Here is a 21,673-nt window from a genome sequence, read left to right as displayed (position 1 = left end):
TCTGGCCTCAGCTCTCGTAGGGACGGATTTTCATGCCGTCGTGCAGGTATGCTGCCCCGGCGGCGACAATGGTTTCTCCGGCCTTCAGGCCCTTCGAAACCAGCACTTCCTCGCCGATGCTATCGGCAATAGTCACGGCACGGCGCGATACCGTCATGTCTTCCCGATCCACGATCCACACAAAGCGCTGCTTGCCGTCGGACTGCACCGCTCCCAGCGGCACAGCAATCCCGTCACCGGGCAGCTCGTCCTCGACCAGGTCGCGGCTGACATAGACCGTGGCGGTCATCCCGGGCAGCACCGTGACACTCGGTGGTGGGTTGAACGCAAACTTCACGCGAAAGGTCTGGCTTTCGGTGTCGGCCTGCGTTCGGGCGGCAAGGAAGCGGCCCGGAATCTGGATGTCCGGAGCTGAGGACAACGTGATGTATTCGTTGGTCGCCCTGCGACCGGCAAACCGTGCCACGAGGCGCGAGGGCACATTGACCACAGCCTCTGCCGAGCCGGTCGACTGCAGCGTCACGATATCCTGCTGCGCCGCGACGTTCTCGTACCGGACGGCCAGCTTTTGAGCGACGACACCGCTGAAAGGTGCACGGATAACAGTGTCGGCGAGGTCCTTGCGCGCGCTATCGAGATTGGCGGCCGCGACATCGCGCTGCGCTGCTCGCTGGCGCACCTGGATTTCGGCGATGGCGTTTTCTTCGAGCAGCGCTGCGGCGCTTTCGTAGTCGCGCTGGGCAACGTCGTACTGGGCCTTGGCCGACGCGACGGCATTGGCGAACCGGCGCTGGTCCAGCCGCGCAAGCACCTGGCCCTGGCGCACGAACTGCGATTCCGAGACCGGGAAATGCGTGAGCAGCCCGCCGACCTGGAAGGTCAGCGTGGAGGAATTGCGCGCTTCCACGATTGCCGGAAAACTCGCGTCGAGCTGGTCGCTAGCCGCCTTTACCGTGAATAGCTTGGCCGGACGGACAAGTTCCGGCTCCTCGATATCCGAGCCGCCGCAACCGGCGACAAATACAGCTGCTGCCAGCGCGAAAGCGCGCCAGCCAACCCGAGAAACCATCAATTTCATCCCCCGATCGATCCCTTCGATCCCGCCCTCAGCTTGAATTTGAATCGCTTCAGACGATAGACCTGCGACAATACCCCGAACCAGATTGATACCATGTCCTAGAGGCTTACGACAAATGATCACGCAGCTGCTCCTGGGGTCCGCACTGGTGTGCGTATCGATTTTCATCACCGTCGGTTTCATGGCCACAGCCAGCGCAGTACTCAGGAATAACGGGGCGCGGCTCGCCGGCAATGCGGGTATGGTGCGCATTGCCTTTGCCTTGGCTCTTGTCGCCCTCTGGCTGCTGGGTGCGCTTTCTGTGTCCGTATGGGTGTGGGCAGGTGCCTTCGTGGGCCTGGGCCTGTTCGGGACGCTGGAAGAAGCGCTCTATTTTTCTGCGGTCGCGTTCACGACGCTCGGTTTCGGGGACATCGTGATCGGCCCCAAATGGCGTCTGCTATCCGGCGTGATCGCGGCAAATGGGCTGATCCTCTTCAGCCTCGTCACCGCCTATCTGATCGAGTTTGTCAGAAGACTACACGACGTGAACGCCGACGAGGAGTGATCTACCCCTGTCCCATGCAGCCAATTGATTAAGCTGCAAAAGGGAGGGAGAAACCCGTGAAACCATCATTACTCCTGGTTCCTCTGGTCGGGGCGCTGACGATTGTCGCGGCCGAGCAGCCTGCAGCGGCCCAGCGCGGCGACTACGAATATTGCCGCCAGCGTGCTGCCGACATTGCCGATTATTACGGCAATTCTCCGCGACGCTATCGTCAAGGAAACGTAGTCGGTGACGCCATTCGCGGCGGCATCAGGGGCCGGGTCATCAGCGGCGTGTTCGGCGCGAACAAGCGCGAAAGGGACCGTGCAGCCCGCCGGGCGGCAAGGGGCGCGGTGATCGGCGGTATCATCCGCCGCAGCATCGAGCGCGACCGTGAGCGCGATGCGCGCAGGCGCTACCAGCGCGAACTCGACCGTTGCATGTCAGGATATTGAGCCGAGCCAACGCTCCAGGATTCAGGGAAACAAAACGATGAACTTCATTGCAAAATCCACCTTCGCCGTCGGCCTGTCGGTCGCATTGATCGGCTGCAACCAGCAAGCGGCAGAAGAAGCCGACACCGGCGAAGCAAACGTCGAAGCCGAGGCAGCGACCGAAGAAACCGCCGAGACCGCAGAAGCACCTGCAGAGCCTGTCGAATTCGACCTCGCGCAAATCACTTGCTGGGACCTCTCAACGAGCGAAGACGAAGATCGCGCCTTCGCTTCCACGATGCTTTATGGCTACGCCGCAGGGCAAGCCGGGCAGAGCGCCCAAAACAGCGAGGAAGTCGAAGCGCGGATTGTGAGCGCGATCGAATTCTGCGTCGAGAATCCGGACTCCATGGCTCTCGAAGCGTTCAAGCAAGGATAGCACAAAGCCCATGCGCATGGTGGTCGCCGCCGGTGTTGCAGCATTCTCGCTAGGGGGATGCGCGCAAACGGTTTCGCACAGCCCGCTCACGTCCTCCGAGTTTGCTCGGGTCGATTTCGCCCAGGTTGTGCCGGAACGCTACTGGGGCGACGAACCACCGCCCAATCTCGAAGCGGCATTGGCGGCACGCGCCCCGCTCCTGCGCGAACTACATTTGCCTGCGATCGAACGCGGAGAGATACCGAGGGAAAGTGCCCTGGTACTTTCCGGCGGGAGCGCGAACGGAGCTTTCGGAGCAGGATTGCTCGCAGGCTGGACGCAGTCTGGAACGCGCCCGAGCTTCAACTATGTGACCGGCGTCAGCACCGGGGCGATGATTGCGCCGTTCGCCTTTCTCGGCCCGGCGTATGACGAGCAGATGGTCGACGCCTACACGTCCATCACGCTGCAGGACATCGTCGACAACAAAGGTCCGGCAGGGCTGCTGTTCGGCTCGGCAATCGGCGATACCGCACCCTTGCGCGCGCTCGTGGCGCGCTATCTGACGACCGAAATGGTCGCTGCGATCGCGGCGGAACACCGCAAGGGGCGAACCCTGTCGGTCATTACGACGCATCTGGGCGCGTTGCGCCCGGTGGTGTGGGACATCGGGGCAATCGCCGACAACCGGGGCGAGGCAGGCGTCCAGCTTATCCGCGACGTCATCGTCGCCAGTGCTTCGATCCCGGGTTTCTTCCCGCCCGTCCCGCTATCGTGGAATGCCAAGGGCAAGGCATTCAGCGAGCTTCATGTCGATGGCGCGGTAACGAGCCAGATATTCGCCTACCCTGCAGGCGTCGACATCGAAGCGCTCGACAAGGCCATAGGGTTCGACATCGAGCGCGAGATATTCGTCATCCGAAACTCCAATGTGGCGAGCCGGTACACGCCTGCGCCCGTCAAGACGCTGCCGATCATGATGCGTTCGCTCGACGGGCTGCTGCAGTCGCAGCTGACGTCCAATATCGAGAACATCTACTGGCAGAGCAGGCGCGACGGTATCGCGTTCAAAACCATTGCCATACCTGAAGAGTTCAATGCGAACCGCTCGTCCGAATTCGACCCTGCATATATGAACGAACTGGCCGAGCTTGGCCGCGAAATCGGCAGCACGGGCGATTTTTGGCGTTCCGCTCCGCCTTCGTTAGAAAAGGGCGAATGAGACTTTCGCGAAAGCTCCTCATCGCAGCCCTTGTCCTTGCGGCAGCGATAGCGGCCGCGATCTACTATCTCGTCGTCCACCAAGTCCGCATCGAGGACTACCCGGTTCCCGCGCGTTCCGCTGCCGCGCCGCAGTACGCGCAACAGGAGTCGGTCGTCGTGACGTCCGTTTCGGTTCCGATGCGCGAGCTACGCCTCGGTCTGGAAAAGGACGTGCCCCGGACCCTTGTCACGATCAACGAACGGGTCGACGATTGCGTCCCGCGCGAAACCGTCAGGCTGTTCAAGAAAAATCTGTTCAAGACGCCGCGTTTCGGCTGCGACCTTGTGGGAAATATCAGGCGCGGATCAATCTCTTTCGCCCAAAGCGAGGGTTCGACCCTGCATGCCCGCATGCCGATCAATGCAACCATCGAAATTCGCAACATCGGCGACATCATCAAACGCGAAACCGCTACGGCTACGGCCATGGTGACCATGCGCGCCCGGCTCGGCCTCGGTCGGCGGTGGGAACTGCAACCCGATATCGACCTGTCCTACGAATGGTTCGAGGAGCCCGGCGTCGATTTCGTCGGCCAGCGCATCCGGTTCACCAGGCAAGCCGACGCGGAGCTGGCGAAAATCCTGCCGAAGATCGAGAGGCAACTTGCGGCTCAAATCGCCGCCGTCCGTGTTCGCCCGGACATCGAGAAGCTGTGGCGGCAGGTTCACACCGTTGAATCGGTCAACCGCGAGAATCCGCCCGTGTGGCTTACCCTCGATCCCGAAGGCGCCGGGGTCGGCGCCGTCCGTATTCGCGGCGACAGCCTTGCGATTGACGTCATGCTTCGCGCCAATGCCGGGCTGAGGGTTGGCGAGCGTCCTGAACGGCCCGCAATCTCTGCCTTGCCGCCCAATGAGGGTGTCGCACGGTCCGAGGGCTATTCTCTGCAGGTCCCCATCCTTGCCGACTACGACGAAGTCGAACCGGTAATCCTTCGCGCTCTCAAAAGGCTCGCAGCGAAGGGAATAGCAAACGACGACCTCGGTCGGCTCGAGATCGATTTCGAGAGCGTGGAGCTTTACGCCACCGACGGTGGGCGCCTGGCAGTCGGTGTCGAGACGACAGTGGAGCCGATCGGCAATGTGACCGGGCGGATTTGGGGCCGGTCTCGCGGGACCGTCTGGTTGACGGCCCTCCCGATAAGCGAAGCCGGAAGCGAGATCATCAGCGTCCGCGACGTCGAAATCTTTGGCGACATGGACACCGATGTCGGCGACCTGCTGGTTCGCGTCGTCTCCAGCCCGGAAGTGAAAGCGGAAATCGAGACAGCGCTGGTCGAGGATTTCCAGGAGGATTACGACCGTGTCCTGTCGAAGGCACGGCAGGCGCTCAGGGCAATTCGGGTAGGTGCCGTCACCTTGTCCTTCACCATCGACCAGGTCCGACATGGCAAGATAACGTCAACTGGGTCAGGGCTCTTGATGCTCGCCGAAGCGGAGGGTGAGGCGGCAATCGTCCTGCCTTAGCGTTGCGCGCCGAAGCGGCTTTTCCTCTTTTTCTTATTAGCGTTAGGACAACACATATTAACGCTTCTAGGGAGATTGACATGCGTGAAGCTGTGCGCGCTTTCGTAACATGGAGGGGTCGGATTGCGTCATTACTGACCAATGATTCTTGTCGAACTCGCGCGAGCAACAGACAGCGAGATTCCAAACTCAGAATTGACGCGCCTCTGGGTTCAGCTCAGATGCCGGATTCGGGCGTAAAACTGTTCCTAGAGCTGCAAAGAACCGCAATGCAGATAGCGCCGTCAACTTCGGCGAGCCAGTATAACTAGGGCTTCAACTGGCCGCGCGTCCTTGAGCAGCAGCCCGCCCATTCCATCGCTATCTCGCGCCGTCGGGTCATATGTTCGGCGCGGTTGTAGGCTGCCTCAACCTTATCCTTCGGGACGTGTGCCAGCATCATGTCTATCACCGCGCGATCTTCGCGCCTGCGCTCGTTCATGATCGTGGAAAATAAAGCGCGCCACCCATGTGGCACATGGCGCCCGTGCCAACCAACGCGGTTGTAGAGATAGTCGATGGCGTTCTCGGATAGTGGGCGGTGTGTGTGCCGCTGCCCGGGGCAAACGAGCGCCGCCCTGCCCGACAGCCCGCGCACAGCCCGCAAGACGGCCACCGCTTCGGGAACGAGAGGAACGATGTGGTCGTTCGCCACGTCCTCTTTGCGATCGCGTGTCAGCTTCATCTCATCGGCGGGAATATGCCAGATGGCGCTAGGGGCAGGAGCGTCGTCGTCCAAAGAGATATTGAGCATGTCCTCCCATCGGGCGTGTCGCACCGTGCCAGGGCGCTGCGCGGTGAGCGCGAGGAAGCGAGACGCTAGGATGGTCACCGGATAGGCCGGGCTGCTTTCGACCTTCTCGATCAGTTCGCGCAGCTCGACGATCTCAGTGACCGCCGGTTGCCTGCCCTTGCTCCGCATCGGCTTCATCGCCGGCTTGACCGTCGCTGCGGGATCTTCCGAGAGTAGCCCCAGCGATATCCCGTATACGAATACCATCGAAATACGCTGCCGGATGCGGCGCGCCGTTTCGATCGCGTGACGCCCCTCAACCTGTCGCAAGCAGACCAGCACTAGCGGAGCGGTGATATCGGCCGGCGGCACCGCGCCGAGCATGGGGAACACATCACGCTCGAGGCTGCGAAGGACGTTGCCGGAATGCCGGTCGGTCCAGCGCTCGCTTTGGAGATCATGCCACTCGCGGGCGAGCGATTCGAACGTATGCTCCGATGCCACACCGGCAGAAGCCACCTGGCGTAGCTTCTCGACGCGCGGGTTCTTTCCGTCCCGCAGGAGGGCGCGGGTTTCGTCCCGCTTGTTGCGTGCCTCCTTAATCGACACTTCGGGATAGGCCCCGTAGCTCGCCTTACTCTCCTTACCTGCGAAACGGTACTTGTGCTGCCACAGCTTAGAGCCGTTCGAATGGACAAGCAGGAAGCGCCCCTTCTCGTCGGTCAGCTTGTAATCTTTCTCGCCTGGGCGAGCCTTCCGCGCTTTGGCGTCCGATCGCATGACCGTTGCCCCCGTCCTGAATACCGTAGCCCCCGAAGTTGCCCCCGTCGATCGTGGCAATCAGTGGCACAGGCTGGCACCAATCGCCGGCCTGTTCTGGACAGAATAGCAGATTTCTGCGGGGTTTTTGGCACTTGCTTGCACAGGTTGGCAGAGGGCGGTGGTGGCAGGGCTTGAATCGAACCGGAAAAATAACACTTTGAAATCAATTCTATTCTTGAGAGAAGCGTAAGCCCTCCCCCACACTCTCCCCCACATTTTCGTTCATTTAACGGTGGTTCGGTTCAGCGTTTTGGGCAAAAAGCTGAATAAGTTGGCAGTCCGCAGAGCGCCTGATCGCAACATAATGGCACGTTCTGACACTGTCCAATTGCGAGTTAGCGACTTGGTCAATTCAACGCCCGATGGCGCTCCACCAGCCTATGCAAACTGGCTGTCGTGATGCGCGTTGCCTTGCCGATCTTCACGGTTTCGAGTTCGCCACTGGAGATCAGCTCGTAGAGCTTTGTGCGCCCGACACCGATCATGCGGGCAGCGTCATTGACCCTGACGCAGATCGGCTCGACAGGTTGTTGGCCGCTCATTCCGCCAAATCCTCTTCGCGGTAGTGAACGGGATCGGCGATCCAGCGATTGATGGCTGACTCGTGCCAGCCCGCTCCATGCACGCTGATCTTCACTTGCGAAGGGAATGTGCCTTCAGCGATCTTGCGATAAATGGTTGAGCGCGAAAGGCCCGTGCGGTCGAGTACGGTCTTAAGTCGGATGATGCGTTCGGTATTGGACATTGGGCGTTCTCACTTTGACATTGCCAGCCCCTCTATGGAACATAATGAGAACTTTGAAGCGGAACACAAGGCTTCGTCTGAGCCGGATTTCAGGTAAATCTTCAGAGATTTTACGGCTTTGAAGCATCTACGGACCGTCAGAGACCTTTGCGGACAAATTGCTCGAAAACTCTCGGTTCTGCAGAATTCTTTCTAACGTGCCGATTTCGCGACCGAGACGCGCGGTCTTGCAACGGCAACGACAGGTTTCCGCGCCAGCGGTACCTGGATTTGCGCGAAGCGCGCTCAGATTGCGCCGCTATGACGATCCTTGGGATTTCGAATTTTCATGAAACGCGAGAGATGGATCTTACCGAATGTAGACGCCCGGAATGACTGAAACTGGGCCGGTTGCTGACAGTCCGCTCCCAGGCGACTGCGCAGCAGAAGCAGACGGCAGTCTGCTTGATCGAGACCACCCGCTCGTGTTCGCTTTGAAAAGGTTCTTGGTGGAGAGGGTCTCGTTTCTATTTCGCTGTGAACAGAAACCTGAGCTTACGCCGGTCTTCGCCAATACTTCCCTGCTATGCGTTCGGCGATAAAGCTGCCAGCAACTACCCCAAACGTGACCCAGATGATGACGCTTGGACCGTGTTTCCCGAAATCAGCCAAGCCGAATGCCACCATGGCAAGAAGCGCAGCACCAATCAAAAATGCTGGCCCTGCGATCATGCAGTGAAGCCGACGGCAACGCAAAGCGTTTAACGAGCACGCCGCCCCCATCCATAGGAACAGCACCGCCGCGATTTCCACCCTCTCGTTCGGTTGCAGAAGTTCTGCGGTAAAGTTTAGGCCGATTAGCGCCGCAAACGGCACGCCCCAGATTAGGATGCGGTGCAGACGGTTGGCGGCCAAGTCACGCTTGTTGGTGGCTTCCGCGTTGCTCATCCCAACATATACCCTGCATCGGAGGCCGCCGTCGGATAAGCGAACATGGTAGATTTGATGTCGTCCGCGTTTAGCCCATGGCGCATGGCCAAGCCGAAGATATTGACGAGCTCGTCGGCGTCAGGGCCGACCAAGTGGGCTCCAAGGATGCGTCCCGTTCCGTTCTCGACCAGCAGCTTGTGGCCGTAGATCTCTTCGTTCAGCCGCCTCGCCGAGAACCAACCAGGGTGCGAGCCAGCATGCACCGTGAAATCCAGCCCTGCCTCACGCGCCTCGCTTTCCAGCATTCCGACCCTGGCCGCCGGCGGCTCCGTGAAAAGTGCACTTGGCACCCCTCGATAGTTCGGAGTTCGACCGGTATCATCGAGTATGTTTTCTACCACGACCTTGGCATCGTTACTGGAGACTGGAGTCAGTGGCGGGCCATTTGCAGCAGCGTCACCTGCCGCGAAGACCTTGGGGTTACTTTGGCTCCGTAGCTGGGCGGTAAGTGCCAAGCGACCCGCGTCACAGGCGACGTCTCCCGCCTCCAGATCGAGCGAGCCGATCGCAGGGATTCTTCCGGCAGCGTGCACCACCAGGCTCCCTTCGATCCTGCGGTCGCCAGCATGGACGGTCAGCACGTTGCCTTTCTTCGTTACGCGGTCCACTTCAGCGTCCACAATTTCGATGCCGAGATCATCGAAACTTGGCATGAGCCAATCGACCGTGTCAGGGTCGAAGGCTTTCAGAATGCGGCCTCGTTGGAAGATTGTGACCTTTGCACCGGCGCGCGCGGCGAGGTGGGCAAATTCTGCGGCAATGTATCCGCCGCCGACGAATACGATCCGATCTGGAAGGGTTTTGTGTTCTAGGAATGCATCGCTGTGAATCAGCAATTCCTCACCTTCGATCCCAAGCGGCCGAGGCTCTGCTCCCGTTGCGATAAGAGCGTGCGAGAAACTCAGTTCCCGGTCGCCTATCACGATCCTGTCGGGGCCGGCAAAGCGTGCCGCGCCGTGAAAAGTCGCGACGCCCTTACGCTCGTAGCGAGCTTCCTGCTTTTCAGGGACGGGGTCGGTAAAGCTGCGCTTGAATGCCTGGAGGTCGGCCCAATCAATTGAAACCGAGCCCTTGATGCCCTTCCCCTTCATTCGCCTGTATGCCGCGAGCGCTTCCTCTCCGCTCACCATCATCTTTTTCGGGTCGCACCCTCGAAGCGCACATGTGCCACCGTAAGGCCGATAATCGATAACCGCGCAGCGCTTCCCGGCGTTGGCCATCTGGTGGACCGCGACCTGCGCAGCAGTTCCCGATCCGATGGCGACGAAATCGAAAGCCTCAGCCATGGCAGCAATCCCCTTCCTGTATTGGGGGGCAGGGAACGGTGCCGTACGAGCAGAACACGCAGCAATCGCCTTGGAGCGGCTGAAGGCGAACGCCGCAACCCGCGCAGTTATGGAAGAACAGGCAAGCGTTGGTCGGCATTTCCATGTCCTCCTCATGACCGCATTCGGGACAGCGCAAGCGCGAGATCAGGATCGGATCAGCCATAGAGGAAGGCACCTGTCAGCAGCGCCGCACCGATGGCAATTCCTATGGCGGTCAGCGCTCGATAAGTCGATGATCCGCATGCACTGTCCGCCGGGCATGTTCGTGCCTGCCGAAACTGCCAGAGCAAACGGAGGGTCGCAGCGAGAAGAAGAGCCGACGCCAGGGTCAGCAACGGGACGCGATAGGGGGCCAGGACCGGCGAGATGCTGCCAAGCCACGCCGAGCCCACACCCACCGACGCGAGCATCAAGGGCAGTGCACAGCATGCAGCTGCCCCGAAGGCTGCAAAGATACCCCCGCCCGTCGCCAATCCGTTCCACCATGTGCTGATGCCGCGCATCGATCGTCCTTTTGCAAACCTCGATTCGCATACCTATTTACAGTCTGTAGCAACTACAGACTCAAGAGGTTGGCTTTGAAAATTGGCGAAGTGGCGAAGCGGACCGGGTGTAACATCGAGACAATCCGGTATTACGAACGGATAGGCGTTATCGATGCTCCGCCGAGAAGGGGCGCCTACCGCGACTATGGTCCTCACGACACGGAGCGCCTCCGCTTCATTCGGCGCGCGCGCGAACTCGGATTTTCCCTCGAAGAGGTGCGGGCATTGCTTGACTTAACGCCAGGTCAGGAAGTGCGTTGCGATGAGGTGCAATCGATCGCCGAACAGCACCTCGCAAACATCCGTGCGAAGCGGGCCGACCTTGAGCGTATGGAGAACGCTCTCGCTAAACTGATCGAGCAATGTGGCACCACGAGCAATGATCGGTGCCCGGTATTGGAAAGCCTCGCGGGCGAAGGCTAGCCCAGCGAATTCAAGCTACAGACCAACGGGTTTCCACCCAGCACTCAAAATTGGCGCAGCCTGCCGGATCAGAAAAGCAATCGGTCCGCTTTCGGGCACCTTGCAATGTGCGGCCTACGACCAGAATTGGGGCGCAAAACAGACCTGAGCAATCGACTCCAATTTGCAGAGACCGGAGCCGCTTTCTTTTGTCGCTCAGTCTAACTGCTCCGCCTCAAACGCCCGCTTGCCTTTGCGTCTAAACAACACCAACGCCTGCGCGCCATCAGGCCCGCGCAGCTTGGCTGCGACAGTGAGGAATGCTCCGTAAAGCGCGGCGCGATCATCGTCTGTCAGCTCGACCAAATCGGCCTTTGCGACCAGGCCGCCCAGCTCGATCAGTTGTTTGGTCCGTTCGCGACGTTTGACCTGCCATTCGCGCATGTCGGTTCGTGCCTTTGCCGCTTCAAGCCGATGCCGCGCCGCCATCGAGCGGGAGAGTGCCTTCCGGCTCTTCGCGAGGTCCGCTCGAATTGTTGCGCTGTTTGCCCTGAAAGAAGGCCGCGCCGCGCCTGCGCCAGCCCTCCCCGATTGCCTTGTCGGTATTGGTGGCAGCATCGAGCAGTGCGCCCGCAAGGACTTCAGCATCGAGCGCGTCGGCACCGGTTGCCGTGACCAGCGCGCCAAGGTCGCGCACGCGGCGTTCCTTCAATTGCTTTGCCCTGTCGGCGAGGGCCTTGAGTTCCGAATCAAAATCGCGGGGTTTGCGCATGGGAGGTCTCCATCGTTGGTGTGAAGGAGCCATGATAATCTCTGAGCTTTCCCAATGCAGTAAGGTCGCCGGGACAGTGTGATACGGCCTAGTCCCGATCAGGATTTTATGATGAGAGGGCGCGCTTATACGTCGTGCCGACGTTGCGTTTGCGGTGTAACTGGATTGCCGACATGGCAATCTTTCACTTCAGCGCAAAGGTCATCGGACGGTCGAGCGGACGCAGTGCCGTGGCGGCTGCGGCCTATCGTGCGGGCGAGCGGTTGCACGACGAACGCATCGACAGAACCCATGATTTCACCAACAAGGCAGGCGTCCTTCATTCCGAAATGATGCTGCCCAAGGGCGCACCCGAAGCATTCCCTGACCGGGCCACTTTGTGGAACGCGGTCGAGGCCGCTGAAAAGCGCAAGGATGCCCAGCTTGCCCGCGAGGTCGAGTTCGCCCTGCCCCGCGAGTTGTCGAAGAAGGACAACATCAAACTGGCGCGCAAGTTCGTGAAAGCCGAGTTCGTCGAGAAAGGCATGATCGCCGATCTCAATGTCCACTGGGATATTGGCGAGGACGGCGAGGCCAAGCCGCACGCGCATGTCATGCTGACAATGCGGGAGGTCACGAAGAATGGCTTTGGCGCGAAGGTCCGCGACTGGAACAAGACCGCACTGATCGAGCAGTGGCGCGAGCGTTGGGCCAATCATGTCAACCGCGCGCTGGCCGAACGCGACATTGATGCGCGGATCGATCACCGGAGCCTGGAAGCGCAGGGCATTGCTCTCGAACCGCAGGACAAGATCGGTCCCGCAGCATCGCGCATTGGCGGGCGCGGACTGGAAGCCGAGCGGATCGAGGAACACCGCGCGATCGCGCAGCGCAATGGCGAGCGGATCATCGCCAATCCCGCGCTCGCACTGGATGCTATCACGCACCAGCAAGCCACCTTCACCAAGCGCGACCTTGCCGGATTTGTTCACCGGCACAGCGACGGCAAGGAGCAGTTCGACGCTGCTTACAACGCGGTCCGCGCATCGCCCGACCTGATTGCGCTGGGCAAGGATGGTCGCGGGCAAGATCGGTTCACGTCGCGCGCGATGATCGAGACCGAACAGCGCCTGCACCACGCCGCTGACATGACGGCGCAGCGCACCGGTCACGCGGTCAATGACGTTCAGCGAAATGCCGCATTCGCCAGCGCGGCGAAGCGCGGCCTGGTTCTTTCCGGCGAGCAGAAATCAGCCTTCGAACATGTCACCAAGAAGGACGGTCTTGCGTTGGTCGTTGGCTATGCCGGGACCGGCAAAAGCGCGATGCTGGGCGTGGCGCGCGAGGCATGGGAAAGTGCGGGCTGCACTGTGCGCGGCGCGGCGCTTTCCGGCATTTCTGCCGAAGGTCTGGAGAACGGCTCAGGCATCGCATCGCGCACCATCGCCAGCCTAGAGCATCAGTGGGGCAAAGGACGCGAGCTGCTGACTGCCAAGGATGTGCTCGTGATCGACGAAGCGGGCATGGTCGGCACGCGCCAGATGGAGCGCGTGCTTTCTCATGCCGCCAAAGCCGGGGCGAAAGTGGTCCTGGTCGGCGACCAGCAGCAGCTTCAGGCTATCGAGGCAGGCGCGGCATTCCGGGCGATCCACGAACGCCACGGCGGCGTCGAGATCAGCGAAGTCCGTCGCCAGCTTTCCGCATGGCAGCAGGACGCGACCCGGCTCTTCGCCACCGGACGCACTGGGGAGGCAATCCGCACCTATGAAGAGCGCGGCATGGTCCATGCCGCCAACACGCGCGAGGTCGCGCGGACAGAGTTGATCGAGCGCTGGAATCAGGAACGCCAGGACAGCCCCGGCGATAGCCGGATCATACTTACGCACACCAATGACGAGGTCCGCGAGCTTAACCAGATGTCGCGCGAGAAGATGCGCGAGGCTGGCGCACTGGGAGCCGATGCCAAGATCAGATCGGCACGCGGCGAACGCCAGTTTGCATCGGGCGACCGGATTATCTTCCTGCGCAACGAACGCGGGCTTGGGGTCAAGAACGGGACACTCGGCACGGTCGCGAAAGCCAGCGCCCTGAGCCTCTCCGTGCGCACCGACGATGGCCGCGAGGTTGCCTTCGACACCAAGAATTACGCCCATATCGATCATGGCTATGCGGCCACGATCCACAAGGCGCAGGGCATGACGGTTGACCACACCCATGTGCTCGCGACACCGGGCATGGATAGCCATTCCGCCTATGTCGCTATGTCGCGCCATCGCGACGGGCTTGCGCTGCACTTTGGGCGCGAAGACTTTGCCGATCACTCCAAGCTGGTTCGGACGCTGAGCCGTGAGCGCGGGAAGGATATGGCTGGCGACTACAAGCCCGAGCAGGCCTTCGCTGAACTGCGCGGCTTCACCTTCGGACAGCGGATCGTGGAGATGGTTCGGCAGGTGCCGGAGAAGGCCAGATCCATTTTCGGAAACTTCCGTCCGCATGCCCGCAAGCTTGAGCCACTGCCGGTGCAGTCGAACACCCAAAACGACCAGCGCCGCGCGGTCGAACGCTACGCCCGCGCGTTTGGCGATATCGGCACGATGCAGGCCCAGGGCTTGCCCGTCCTGCCGCACCAGAATGACGCGCTGGAGAAGGCAGGAAAGGCGCTCGACGCTATTCGGCCCCATGCCGCCAGCGATCTCGCCAAGGCGCTGGATCGGCAACCTGAGCTGATCGCAGACGCCGCTGGCGGGCGGACCCAGGAAACCATGCGCGCCATGCAGAACGAAGCCGCCGTGCGCACCGATCCGGCGCTGCGATCCGAGCGCTTTGTCAGCGACTGGCAGGCACTGAGCACGACACGCAAGCAGCTTGAGCAGCAAGGTGACCGCGCAGGCGCAGCCTGCGTGTCGGCGAAACTGACCGAACTGGCGAAGGGGCTTGAACGCGATCCGCAGGTCGAAGGCCTTCTGCGAGGCAAGACGCGCGAACTCTGCATCGATCCGAAGCCCGAACGCAATATCGCAAACGAACTTACCGCAACCCTCACCCGCGAACGCACCCGCGCTTTCGACATGGGCATTTAGGAGAAAGAACAATGGACGACGACCACATCGAAGAAGTTCAACTGGACCTCGAAGTCGAGGAACCGCCCGCGTCGCAGCCGAATCTGGAACTTGACGCGGTGGAAGAAACCGATCCGGCGACGGAGGCCTTCGCTCGCCTCGAAGGGGAAATGGCGATGGTACGCCATACGGTCCAGAACATGGCCAGGGAGCGAACCGACATCGTTATCCCGGACTACACGGCAACGCTCGGCCAGATGGCCGGTCAGTTAGAGAAGTTGTCCGACAGGCTGGCAGACATCGGCCGCAAGCCTGCTTTCGAACTGACGCCCGAAGACATTGCAGTTCAGATCAAGCGCGCCTCGCACGAGATGCAGCGCGATGCCTGCGATCTGCTCCGGCAGGGCCGGAAGGATTTGGACAATGCAACCGGTCAGCTCGCTGCGATTGTCGGGCGTGTCCGCGCCGAGGACGAGCAGAAGCGCCAGACCTGGCGTTTTGCAGGCTTAGGGCTGGCTACCGGTATTCTGTTCTGGTCGATCCTGCCCGGCACCATTGCCCGTACCGTGCCCGAATCTTGGCATTGGCCAGAATGGATGGCCCGCAAGGCTGTTGGCGAGCCGACTATCGTAGAAGCGGGCATTCGTTTGATCCGGTCACAGAATCCAAAAGCTTGGGAGGAACTGGCTACAGCGCAGCTCATCCTGAGCGCAAACCGAGAAGCCTTGGCACGCTGTCATGAGCGAGCGTTGAAGACTGAGCAACCTGTCAATTGTACTATCAAGTTGGCTCCATAGCGCGACCGCTTTATCCCTCGCCAATCCGGAACGGACGTTCAGCTGACGACCCAATTGCGGACATAACTGGCCAAGCAGCAAAATTGCCACCGCTTCTCGGGGATGGCACCAAATCCAGCTGGCCATGTAACATTCTCTTCGGGGAACCGTCCCTCCCTTTAAGCATCGCCCAAATTGTGCTGCATTGTGGCCAAGGTAGACTTGAATGCGTCCAAGTCCTCGCCCTTTATTCCCTCAAGCAAGCGCGCATAGATCTGATCCGCCTCGACCCGCATTTTTGGGAGCAAGTCGATTGCAGCGGGCTGGAGGTGCACTTGCCACACGCGCCGGTCGTTTTTGGCGCTGCGCCGCTCGACCAAGCCCAGATGTTCTAGCCGGTCGATTGCTTGCCCGACGCTTGCCCGCTCCAGTTCCAGTTGTCCGGCCAGTTCCGTCTGGGTCATGCCGGGTGTGCGGTAGAGATAGGCCAATGCACGCCACTGGGTTCGGGTGAGGCCAAACTGTTCGACTGAGGTGTCGAAGGTACGACGCAATCGTCTTGTCAGCTCTTCCAAGCGAAAAACCAATCGGTCTTGATCGGTTAGGAAGGCTGCTGCCTTTTCGTCGGCATCATTGTCGAGCTTGGTTGCCATGCAGAGCACCTTAACACAGCACCGATTTAGATAAAGTCATTTACTGTAAAGCGATTTACAATATAGTGGTTTGCGATATGGAAAGCGTGACCACCAAAATCGAGGGATCGGGAGGTCTCTCCCTTGCCGCAGAAGTGGTCGGTGACGACAGCGCGATGCCGGTCCTGCTCGCCCACGGCGGTGGGCAGACACGCCGCGCTTGGAAGCGGGTAACTGGTGATCTGGCGACGGCTGGGTACCGCGCGATTGCCATTGATATGCGCGGTCATGGCGACAGCGAATGGTCTCGTAGCGGAGCATACGAAATGCGTGACTTCGCCTCCGATCTCGTTGCTATCGCTTCGAAGCTGGATCGCAAGCCAGCCCTCGTGGGTGCCTCTCTTGGCGGGCTCTCCGGGATTATTGCCGAGGGATACCTCGCCCCCGAAAGCTTTGCATCGCTAACCCTTGTTGACATTGCTCCGCGCATGGAGGCGGGCGGCGTGATGCGCGTAGTGGGCTTCATGGAAGAACATGTCGACCGGGGCTTTTCTTCACCTGAAGAGGCGGCAGAAATTATCGCCCGCTATATGCCCCATCGCCAGAAACGCGGTGCAGGCGAAGGACTGCGCCGCTATCTAAGACAGAAGGAAGATGGCCGCTACTATTGGCATTGGGACCCTGCGTTCATCCGCAACATCATGACCGCTAAGCGAAGCGATCCGACCCATCAGGAACGGCAGTTCGATATGCTGAGCGATGCAGCAAGTCGGCTTTCCTTGCCGCTTCACCTCATTCGCGGCGGATCGAGTGATCTGGTTTCCGAAGACGCAGTGACACATCTGCGCGGTCTCGTTCCGCACATGGAATACACCGACATCGCCGATGCGACCCATATGGTGGTGGGTGATGCGAACGATGCCTTCTCGATTGCTATCGTCAATTTCCTGATGCGCCAGCATGGTCCCGATGGGCCGGTTTCATGAATCAGAATCATACCCCGATTGATCGTGAGCGCCTCGATGAGATGTTGCGGATTGCCCCGTTTCATCGATGGCTCGACCTCAAGATTCGGTCCGTAACGCGTGATCAACTCGTGATCGAAATGCCCTGGCGTGATGAGATTGTTTCCAACCCGATGATTGGTTCGGCCCATGGAGGGGTTCTCGCGTCATTGATCGACCTCACAGGGCTTTATACCCTGCTTGCGCACGGTGTGACTGCGAAGGCGACCGCTGATCTGAGGGTCGACTATCATCGGCCGGCGACCTCTGGACCGCTGATCGCGACTGGTCAGGTGGTAAAGGCCGGGAGACATTTCTCGGTTGCCGAGACCAGTGTCACAGGGCCCGATGGCAAGCTGCTCGCCAGCGGCAGAGGTGCCTACATATGCTAGCGCGCCTTGCTCTTGGTGGGTTGGCTGTGTTTGCGCTGACGCTTGCTGGCTGTTCAGGCGAAACTGAGGGGGACGAGACTGCGCCAGAAGCTCAGGCAGAGCCGCGCGAAGTTACGACGGCGATGGTCGAATCCCAACCGTTCGCTGAACCAGTGAAAGCATTCGGCACGATTGCAGCCAAACAGCGCAGTGCGGTTGGTGCGCTTACCGAAGGGCCAGTAGAACGAATTTTCGTCAAGGTCGGTGACAGGGTATCTCGCGGACAACCGCTTTTTCGTATCCGCCAGGCCGATTATCAGCGACGCGTAGTTGAAGCACAGGCAGCAGTCGATCTGACAAGTGCGCAAGCGATTGAGGCCGAAAGGCGTTACGAACGCGTTATGGCCCTTGCCCCAAGGGGTTTCGTTTCGAAAGCCCAAGTTGACGCAGCTGAGACGGAGCTGGCTGTAGCGCGAGCGCAGAAGGCACAGGCTCAGGCGGCCCTCGGCACTGCACAGCAGGCATTGGCCGACACAATCACGCGTGCGCCATACGATGGGGTAGTAACCGCTCGGATGGTCGATGAAGGTGTATACCTGAACAATCGCTTTTCGATGGGAGGGCAATCAGCCGCGCTGGAATTGCAAGAGCTCGGGATCGTTGCCGCCATCGTCAACGCGCCGCAGGAATATGTCGACGCGTTTAGACGCAACATGCCAGCGCGGGTCTACATCGAAGGATTCGAGCAGCCATTCGACAGTACCGTGTACATCATCAACGACCGGGTCGATCCTGAAAGCCGGATGGTCGAACTGCGGCTACCGATCGGCAATCCAGATTACCGCATCAGTTCAGGGCTGGCAGTCAGAGCCGAGATCTCGGTGCCGCCAGTGCAAGCGATCGTTTTGCCCCGCACGGCAATACTCGGCGACAGCGCTGCAGCCTACGTCTTCGTGGTCGAGAATGGGAGGGCAGAGCACCGGGAAGTGGCGTTCGAGAGTATCGATCTCGATCGGGTGCGTATCCGTTCAGGGCTGAAACCGGGTGATGAGTTTATTCTCGATCCTCCGGCCACATTGCGGAATGACGAGCCGGTTAAATCACGCAGAACCCGCGGCGCGAGCTGATATGTGGCTTGCAGACGTTTCGATCCGGCGACCAGTATTCGCGACGATGCTGATCGCTTCGCTTGTCGTACTTGGCTTGGTCTCGTTCAACCGGCTCGGGGTCGACCTCTTTCCTGAGGTAGAGTTTCCATACGTCTCTGTAACAACCGCTCTGCCCGGCGCTTCTCCGGGCACCATGGAAACCGAAGTCACCGACGTCATAGAGGAACAGCTCAACACGATCGCCGGCTTGCGCCAGATGCGATCGATTAGCGCCGAGGGTGTAAGCATCGTCAATCTCGAGTTCGAGCTGGAGGAGGATGCCGACCTCAAGGCGCAGGAAGTACGCGACAAGATGTCGCGGCTCGCGGCCGATCTGCCAGACGATTCCGAACCGCCGGTGATCGAGAAGGTTGATCCCGATGCCGCGCCGATCCTGTCGGTTCTCCTGTCAGGCGACATGCCAATTCGCGACCTGACCACTTTTGCAGATGAGGAGGTAAAAGAGCGATTGCAGCGCGTGCCCGGCGTCGGTTCGGTCGAGCTGGTTGGCGGGCGAGAACGCGAAATGCGCATATGGCTCGATGCAGCTGCGATGCGCGCGCGCGGAGTAACGGCAGACGATGTGCTCGGCGCGATCCAACGCGAGAATGCCGAACTGCCCGGTGGTCGCCTTGTTACCGAAGGGCGCACGCGCCAGTTCGGCATCCGCACCCTTGCCGAAGCACGAACGGCGGCGGAATTTGCCGCAATACCGATCCTTTACCGGCCCAATGGACAGACTGTTCGGATCGGCGATGTAGGGCGCGTCGAGGACTCCATTGAGGATGAGGAGAGCTATGCCCAGCTCGATGGGGAACCGGGCGTTGTTCTCGAAGTGCGCAAGCAAAGCGGCGAGAACACGGTCGCGGTGGCAGAACAGATCCGCGCAGAAATCGAAAGCATCCGGACCACCGCTCCCAAGGGTGTCAATTTCATCATCGCTCGCGACACATCTCGCTTCATTGAGCAGGCCATTGGCGACGTGCTGTTCGACCTGTTCATTGCCGTGGTGCTGGTGGTGGCGGTGACATTCCTGTTTCTCCTTAGCTGGCGCGCAACGGTCATCGTGCTGCTCGCCATTCCGACCTCGATTGTCGCAACCTTTGTTGCCTTCGCGGCTTTCGATTTTACCGTTAACATGGTCACGTTGCTGGCGCTGACAGTCGCTATCGGGTTGTTGGTCGACGATGCCATCGTCGTGGTCGAGGCGGTCCAGAACGATGTCGATGAAGGGAAAGACGCGACCGAAGCCGCCCACACTGCAACCAGACGAGTGGCCTTGGCCGTACTGGCAGGCACATTCGCAACGCTGGCGGTGTTTGTGCCGATCGCCTTCATGGAAGGAATTGTTGGTCGTTTCTTCTTTCAATACGGTCTGGCAATCGTCTTTTCGGTCAGCGTGTCGATGCTGGTCGCCTTCACGCTCACACCGGCACTATCGGCAAGGTTGCTGCGCCCCGAACATGCGGAAAGTGGCTGGCTCGGACGCATTGAACGGTTCCATATCGGGATGCGTCAACGCTACGAATGGCTCGTGTCCTGGGCGATAAACCGCCGTTATCTCGTGCTTGGGGGCGCGCTCGCTAGCGTGCTGATCGGCGGATTTTTTGCTGCGCTCGTTCCAAGCACCTTCATGTCCACCACGGACCGATCCGAATTCCTTGCGACGGTGAAGCTCCCTCAGGGCACAGGGGTTTCCGAAGCGAGGAAGGCGGCAGAGCAGGTCGATGCCTCGCTGCGCCAGAATCCTGAAGTCGAACTCGTTTTCGTGAGTGCAGGCAGCGGAACCAATCCGAAGATCAACGAACTGGATGTATATATCGGGTTGACGCCCAAGCGGTCGCGCGAGGCAACGCAGGACGACGTGATGACCTTCGCGCGGAACGAGATACTGGGAGATGTTCCGGCAGCGCGGGAGGTGTCCGTGGAGGAGGTTCCATGGGTATCGGGTGCCGGGGTCGGACAGACTGCAATTGAATTGATCATCACCGGACCTGACATCACAGCCATCAACGAATACGCGCGGTGGCTGGAGGGCGAGCTTGCCGCACGATCCGAATTTGTCGACGTACGTTCGTCTTACGAAGGTGGCAGGCCGGAACTGCAAATCGTCCTAGACCGCGACCGGGCCGCCGATCTCGGGATTTCTGCGCGCAGCCTGGCCGCCGCATCGCGAACGCTGGTTGGCGGAAGCGATGCAGGCACGTTTGAGGCTGATGGACGTCGCTATGACATTCGCGTGCGCCTGGAGGAAAGTGGACGACAGGGGCTTGGCGATGTCGAGGTACTTCCGCTCAGAACCGGACAGGGAACTCTGGTCGATCTTGCTGCCATTGCCGATGTTGACGTTGCGCTGAGCGCTGCGGAAATTGAGCGCATCGATCGATCGCGTCAGATTTCAGTGCTCGCCAATACCGCTCCCGGTGTGGCGCTTAGCGTTGCCGTGGCTGACGTGGAGGAGTTGCTTACCGCCAATCCGCCACCTGCCGGGCTGGCGACGCGAATGGAAGGCACTGCCCGTCGCCTCGCCGAAACCAGCGAGGCGATTATCTTTGCATTCGCGCTTGCAATCGTCGCGCTCTACATTGTGCTCGCCAGCCAGTTCAACAGCTTCGGGCAACCCATCATCATCATGCTTACGGCACCACTGTCGTTCTCCGGCGCCTACTTCCTGATGTGGGCGGCGGGCCAGGAAATGAGCCTGTTCGCGCAAATCGGCATGATCGCTCTGATGGGGATCGTGATGAAAAACGGTATCTTGCTGGTCGATCTCGCCAATCGGTATTGCGAAGCTGGTAAGGATGCGGCTTCTGCAATGCGCGACGCCGCGCCAGAACGCCTGCGACCCGTCCTCATGACCGCGCTTGCTGCCGTATTCGGGATGCTGCCAGTAGCGCTGGCGCAGTCAGATGCAGCCGAGTGGCGCAATGCTATGGGCTTCATCATCATCGGCGGGCTGACCACTTCGACTTTCCTGACTCTGCTGGTCGTCCCGGCAGCCTACGCGGCGGCCTCGGACCTACGAAGTGTCGTGACCAAATTCCGACCCCCGTTTTTGCAGAGACCGTCGTAGGAAGGAGCGCTGGATTCGTCGGTACCAGTTTTTGTGATCTGCGCGCGGTCGAACAGATATTGCCAGCGTTCACCCCCAATCCCGGTCGAA

The 21,673-nt window shown here is 60.2% G+C and carries 23 protein-coding genes; 12 read left to right on the top strand and 11 right to left on the bottom strand.

Features of this window, described 5'->3' with window-relative positions:
- Window positions 1-7: 7 nt before the first annotated feature.
- Window positions 8-1,078, bottom strand: a complete 1,071-nt coding sequence (locus tag KUV82_RS06460) for an efflux RND transporter periplasmic adaptor subunit (protein ID WP_219956044.1) — start codon at window positions 1,076-1,078, stop codon at window positions 8-10.
- 115 nt (window positions 1,079-1,193) lie between these two features.
- Here KUV82_RS06460 and KUV82_RS06455 point away from each other — a divergent pair, with 115 nt between their 5' ends.
- From KUV82_RS06455 to KUV82_RS06435, 5 genes are read left to right on the top strand one after another with little or no spacing between them, the layout of a single operon-like run.
- Window positions 1,194-1,625: a potassium channel family protein gene (locus tag KUV82_RS06455; RefSeq protein ID WP_219956043.1), complete on the top strand. Its 432-nt coding sequence runs from the start codon at window positions 1,194-1,196 to the stop codon at window positions 1,623-1,625.
- A 56-nt stretch (window positions 1,626-1,681) separates the two neighbouring features.
- Window positions 1,682-2,059: a hypothetical protein gene (locus tag KUV82_RS06450; protein WP_219956042.1), complete on the top strand. Its 378-nt coding sequence runs from the start codon at window positions 1,682-1,684 to the stop codon at window positions 2,057-2,059.
- Complete coding sequence (locus KUV82_RS06445) at window positions 2,007-2,477, top strand: HdeA/HdeB family chaperone (RefSeq protein WP_258319885.1); 471 nt, start codon at window positions 2,007-2,009, stop codon at window positions 2,475-2,477. The genes KUV82_RS06450 and KUV82_RS06445 overlap by 53 nt, the downstream gene beginning before the upstream one ends.
- A 16-nt stretch (window positions 2,478-2,493) precedes the next feature.
- Window positions 2,494-3,678 carry a patatin-like phospholipase family protein gene (locus tag KUV82_RS06440; RefSeq protein ID WP_219956040.1) on the top strand — a complete coding sequence of 395 codons (1,185 nt, stop codon included), beginning with the start codon at window positions 2,494-2,496 and terminating at the stop codon, window positions 3,676-3,678.
- Complete coding sequence (locus tag KUV82_RS06435; protein ID WP_219956039.1) at window positions 3,675-5,186, top strand: DUF4403 family protein; 1,512 nt, start codon at window positions 3,675-3,677, stop codon at window positions 5,184-5,186. Before KUV82_RS06440 ends, KUV82_RS06435 begins: the two co-directional genes overlap by 4 nt.
- A 307-nt stretch (window positions 5,187-5,493) precedes the next feature.
- On the opposite strand, the gene KUV82_RS06430 is transcribed toward KUV82_RS06435, so the two are convergent.
- From KUV82_RS06430 to KUV82_RS06405, 7 genes are all read right to left on the bottom strand, one after another.
- Window positions 5,494-6,738: a tyrosine-type recombinase/integrase gene (locus KUV82_RS06430; RefSeq protein WP_219956038.1), complete on the bottom strand. Its 1,245-nt coding sequence runs from the start codon at window positions 6,736-6,738 to the stop codon at window positions 5,494-5,496.
- A gap of 389 nt (window positions 6,739-7,127) precedes the next feature.
- Window positions 7,128-7,322: a helix-turn-helix domain-containing protein gene (locus KUV82_RS06425; RefSeq protein WP_219956037.1), complete on the bottom strand. Its 195-nt coding sequence runs from the start codon at window positions 7,320-7,322 to the stop codon at window positions 7,128-7,130.
- Window positions 7,319-7,525 carry a helix-turn-helix transcriptional regulator gene (locus KUV82_RS06420; RefSeq protein ID WP_219956036.1) on the bottom strand — a complete coding sequence of 69 codons (207 nt, stop codon included), beginning with the start codon at window positions 7,523-7,525 and terminating at the stop codon, window positions 7,319-7,321. The genes KUV82_RS06425 and KUV82_RS06420 overlap by 4 nt, the downstream gene beginning before the upstream one ends.
- Before the next feature lie 534 nt (window positions 7,526-8,059).
- Window positions 8,060-8,452 (bottom strand): hypothetical protein, encoded by a 393-nt coding sequence (locus KUV82_RS06415; protein ID WP_007163745.1) that lies wholly within the window; start codon window positions 8,450-8,452, stop codon window positions 8,060-8,062.
- Window positions 8,449-9,780: a dihydrolipoyl dehydrogenase family protein gene (locus KUV82_RS06410; protein WP_007163746.1), complete on the bottom strand. Its 1,332-nt coding sequence runs from the start codon at window positions 9,778-9,780 to the stop codon at window positions 8,449-8,451. Before KUV82_RS06410 ends, KUV82_RS06415 begins: the two co-directional genes overlap by 4 nt.
- Window positions 9,773-9,985: a GDCCVxC domain-containing (seleno)protein gene (locus KUV82_RS14260; protein ID WP_081432306.1), complete on the bottom strand. Its 213-nt coding sequence runs from the start codon at window positions 9,983-9,985 to the stop codon at window positions 9,773-9,775. Before KUV82_RS14260 ends, KUV82_RS06410 begins: the two co-directional genes overlap by 8 nt.
- A complete protein-coding gene (locus KUV82_RS06405; protein ID WP_241761238.1) occupies window positions 9,978-10,232 on the bottom strand; it encodes a hypothetical protein in 255 nt (84 codons plus the stop codon). Before KUV82_RS06405 ends, KUV82_RS14260 begins: the two co-directional genes overlap by 8 nt.
- A gap of 168 nt (window positions 10,233-10,400) precedes the next feature.
- On the opposite strand from KUV82_RS06405, the gene KUV82_RS06400 reads away from it, so the two are divergent.
- Window positions 10,401-10,790: a MerR family transcriptional regulator gene (locus KUV82_RS06400; protein ID WP_007163748.1), complete on the top strand. Its 390-nt coding sequence runs from the start codon at window positions 10,401-10,403 to the stop codon at window positions 10,788-10,790.
- 195 nt (window positions 10,791-10,985) lie between these two features.
- On the opposite strand, the gene KUV82_RS06395 is transcribed toward KUV82_RS06400, so the two are convergent.
- Both KUV82_RS06395 and KUV82_RS06390 read right to left on the bottom strand, forming a co-directional pair.
- Window positions 10,986-11,213 (bottom strand): conjugal transfer protein TraD, encoded by a 228-nt coding sequence (locus KUV82_RS06395; protein ID WP_219956035.1) that lies wholly within the window; start codon window positions 11,211-11,213, stop codon window positions 10,986-10,988.
- Window positions 11,214-11,235: 22 nt separating this feature from the next.
- Window positions 11,236-11,541, bottom strand: coding sequence for a conjugal transfer protein TraD (locus KUV82_RS06390; RefSeq protein WP_219956034.1), 306 nt, complete (start codon window positions 11,539-11,541; stop codon window positions 11,236-11,238).
- Window positions 11,542-11,714: 173 nt separating this feature from the next.
- On the opposite strand from KUV82_RS06390, the gene traA reads away from it, so the two are divergent.
- Both traA and KUV82_RS06380 read left to right on the top strand, forming a co-directional pair.
- Window positions 11,715-14,600 (top strand): Ti-type conjugative transfer relaxase TraA, encoded by a 2,886-nt coding sequence (traA, locus tag KUV82_RS06385; RefSeq protein WP_219956033.1) that lies wholly within the window; start codon window positions 11,715-11,717, stop codon window positions 14,598-14,600.
- 11 nt (window positions 14,601-14,611) lie between these two features.
- Window positions 14,612-15,376: a DUF6118 family protein gene (locus tag KUV82_RS06380; RefSeq protein WP_219956032.1), complete on the top strand. Its 765-nt coding sequence runs from the start codon at window positions 14,612-14,614 to the stop codon at window positions 15,374-15,376.
- Between the two features lie 158 nt (window positions 15,377-15,534).
- Here the strand turns inward: KUV82_RS06380 and KUV82_RS06375 are convergent, their stop codons facing one another.
- The gene (locus KUV82_RS06375) at window positions 15,535-16,008 is read right to left on the bottom strand and encodes a MarR family winged helix-turn-helix transcriptional regulator (protein WP_219956031.1); all 474 of its coding nucleotides are present in this window, start codon (window positions 16,006-16,008) and stop codon (window positions 15,535-15,537) included.
- A gap of 77 nt (window positions 16,009-16,085) precedes the next feature.
- On the opposite strand from KUV82_RS06375, the gene KUV82_RS06370 reads away from it, so the two are divergent.
- Genes KUV82_RS06370 through KUV82_RS06355 form a run of 4 tightly spaced genes read left to right on the top strand, consistent with a single transcriptional unit; the run spans window position 16,086 to window position 21,583 of the window.
- Window positions 16,086-16,973, top strand: coding sequence for an alpha/beta fold hydrolase (locus KUV82_RS06370; RefSeq protein WP_219956030.1), 888 nt, complete (start codon window positions 16,086-16,088; stop codon window positions 16,971-16,973).
- The gene (locus tag KUV82_RS06365) at window positions 16,970-17,383 is read left to right on the top strand and encodes a hotdog fold thioesterase (protein WP_219956029.1); all 414 of its coding nucleotides are present in this window, start codon (window positions 16,970-16,972) and stop codon (window positions 17,381-17,383) included. Before KUV82_RS06370 ends, KUV82_RS06365 begins: the two co-directional genes overlap by 4 nt.
- Complete coding sequence (locus tag KUV82_RS06360) at window positions 17,377-18,489, top strand: efflux RND transporter periplasmic adaptor subunit (RefSeq protein WP_219956028.1); 1,113 nt, start codon at window positions 17,377-17,379, stop codon at window positions 18,487-18,489. Before KUV82_RS06365 ends, KUV82_RS06360 begins: the two co-directional genes overlap by 7 nt.
- A gap of 46 nt (window positions 18,490-18,535) precedes the next feature.
- Entirely contained in the window at window positions 18,536-21,583 is a 3,048-nt protein-coding gene (locus KUV82_RS06355) for an efflux RND transporter permease subunit (protein WP_258319868.1), read from the top strand.
- The last annotated feature ends 90 nt before the right edge of the window (window positions 21,584-21,673 follow it).

The sequence above is a fragment of the Qipengyuania flava genome (genome assembly GCF_019448255.1).
GTDB lineage: Bacteria > Pseudomonadota > Alphaproteobacteria > Sphingomonadales > Sphingomonadaceae > Qipengyuania > Qipengyuania flava_A.
Note: the sequence above shows the minus strand (reverse complement) of the source record. Positions and strands in the feature narration are given on the sequence as shown.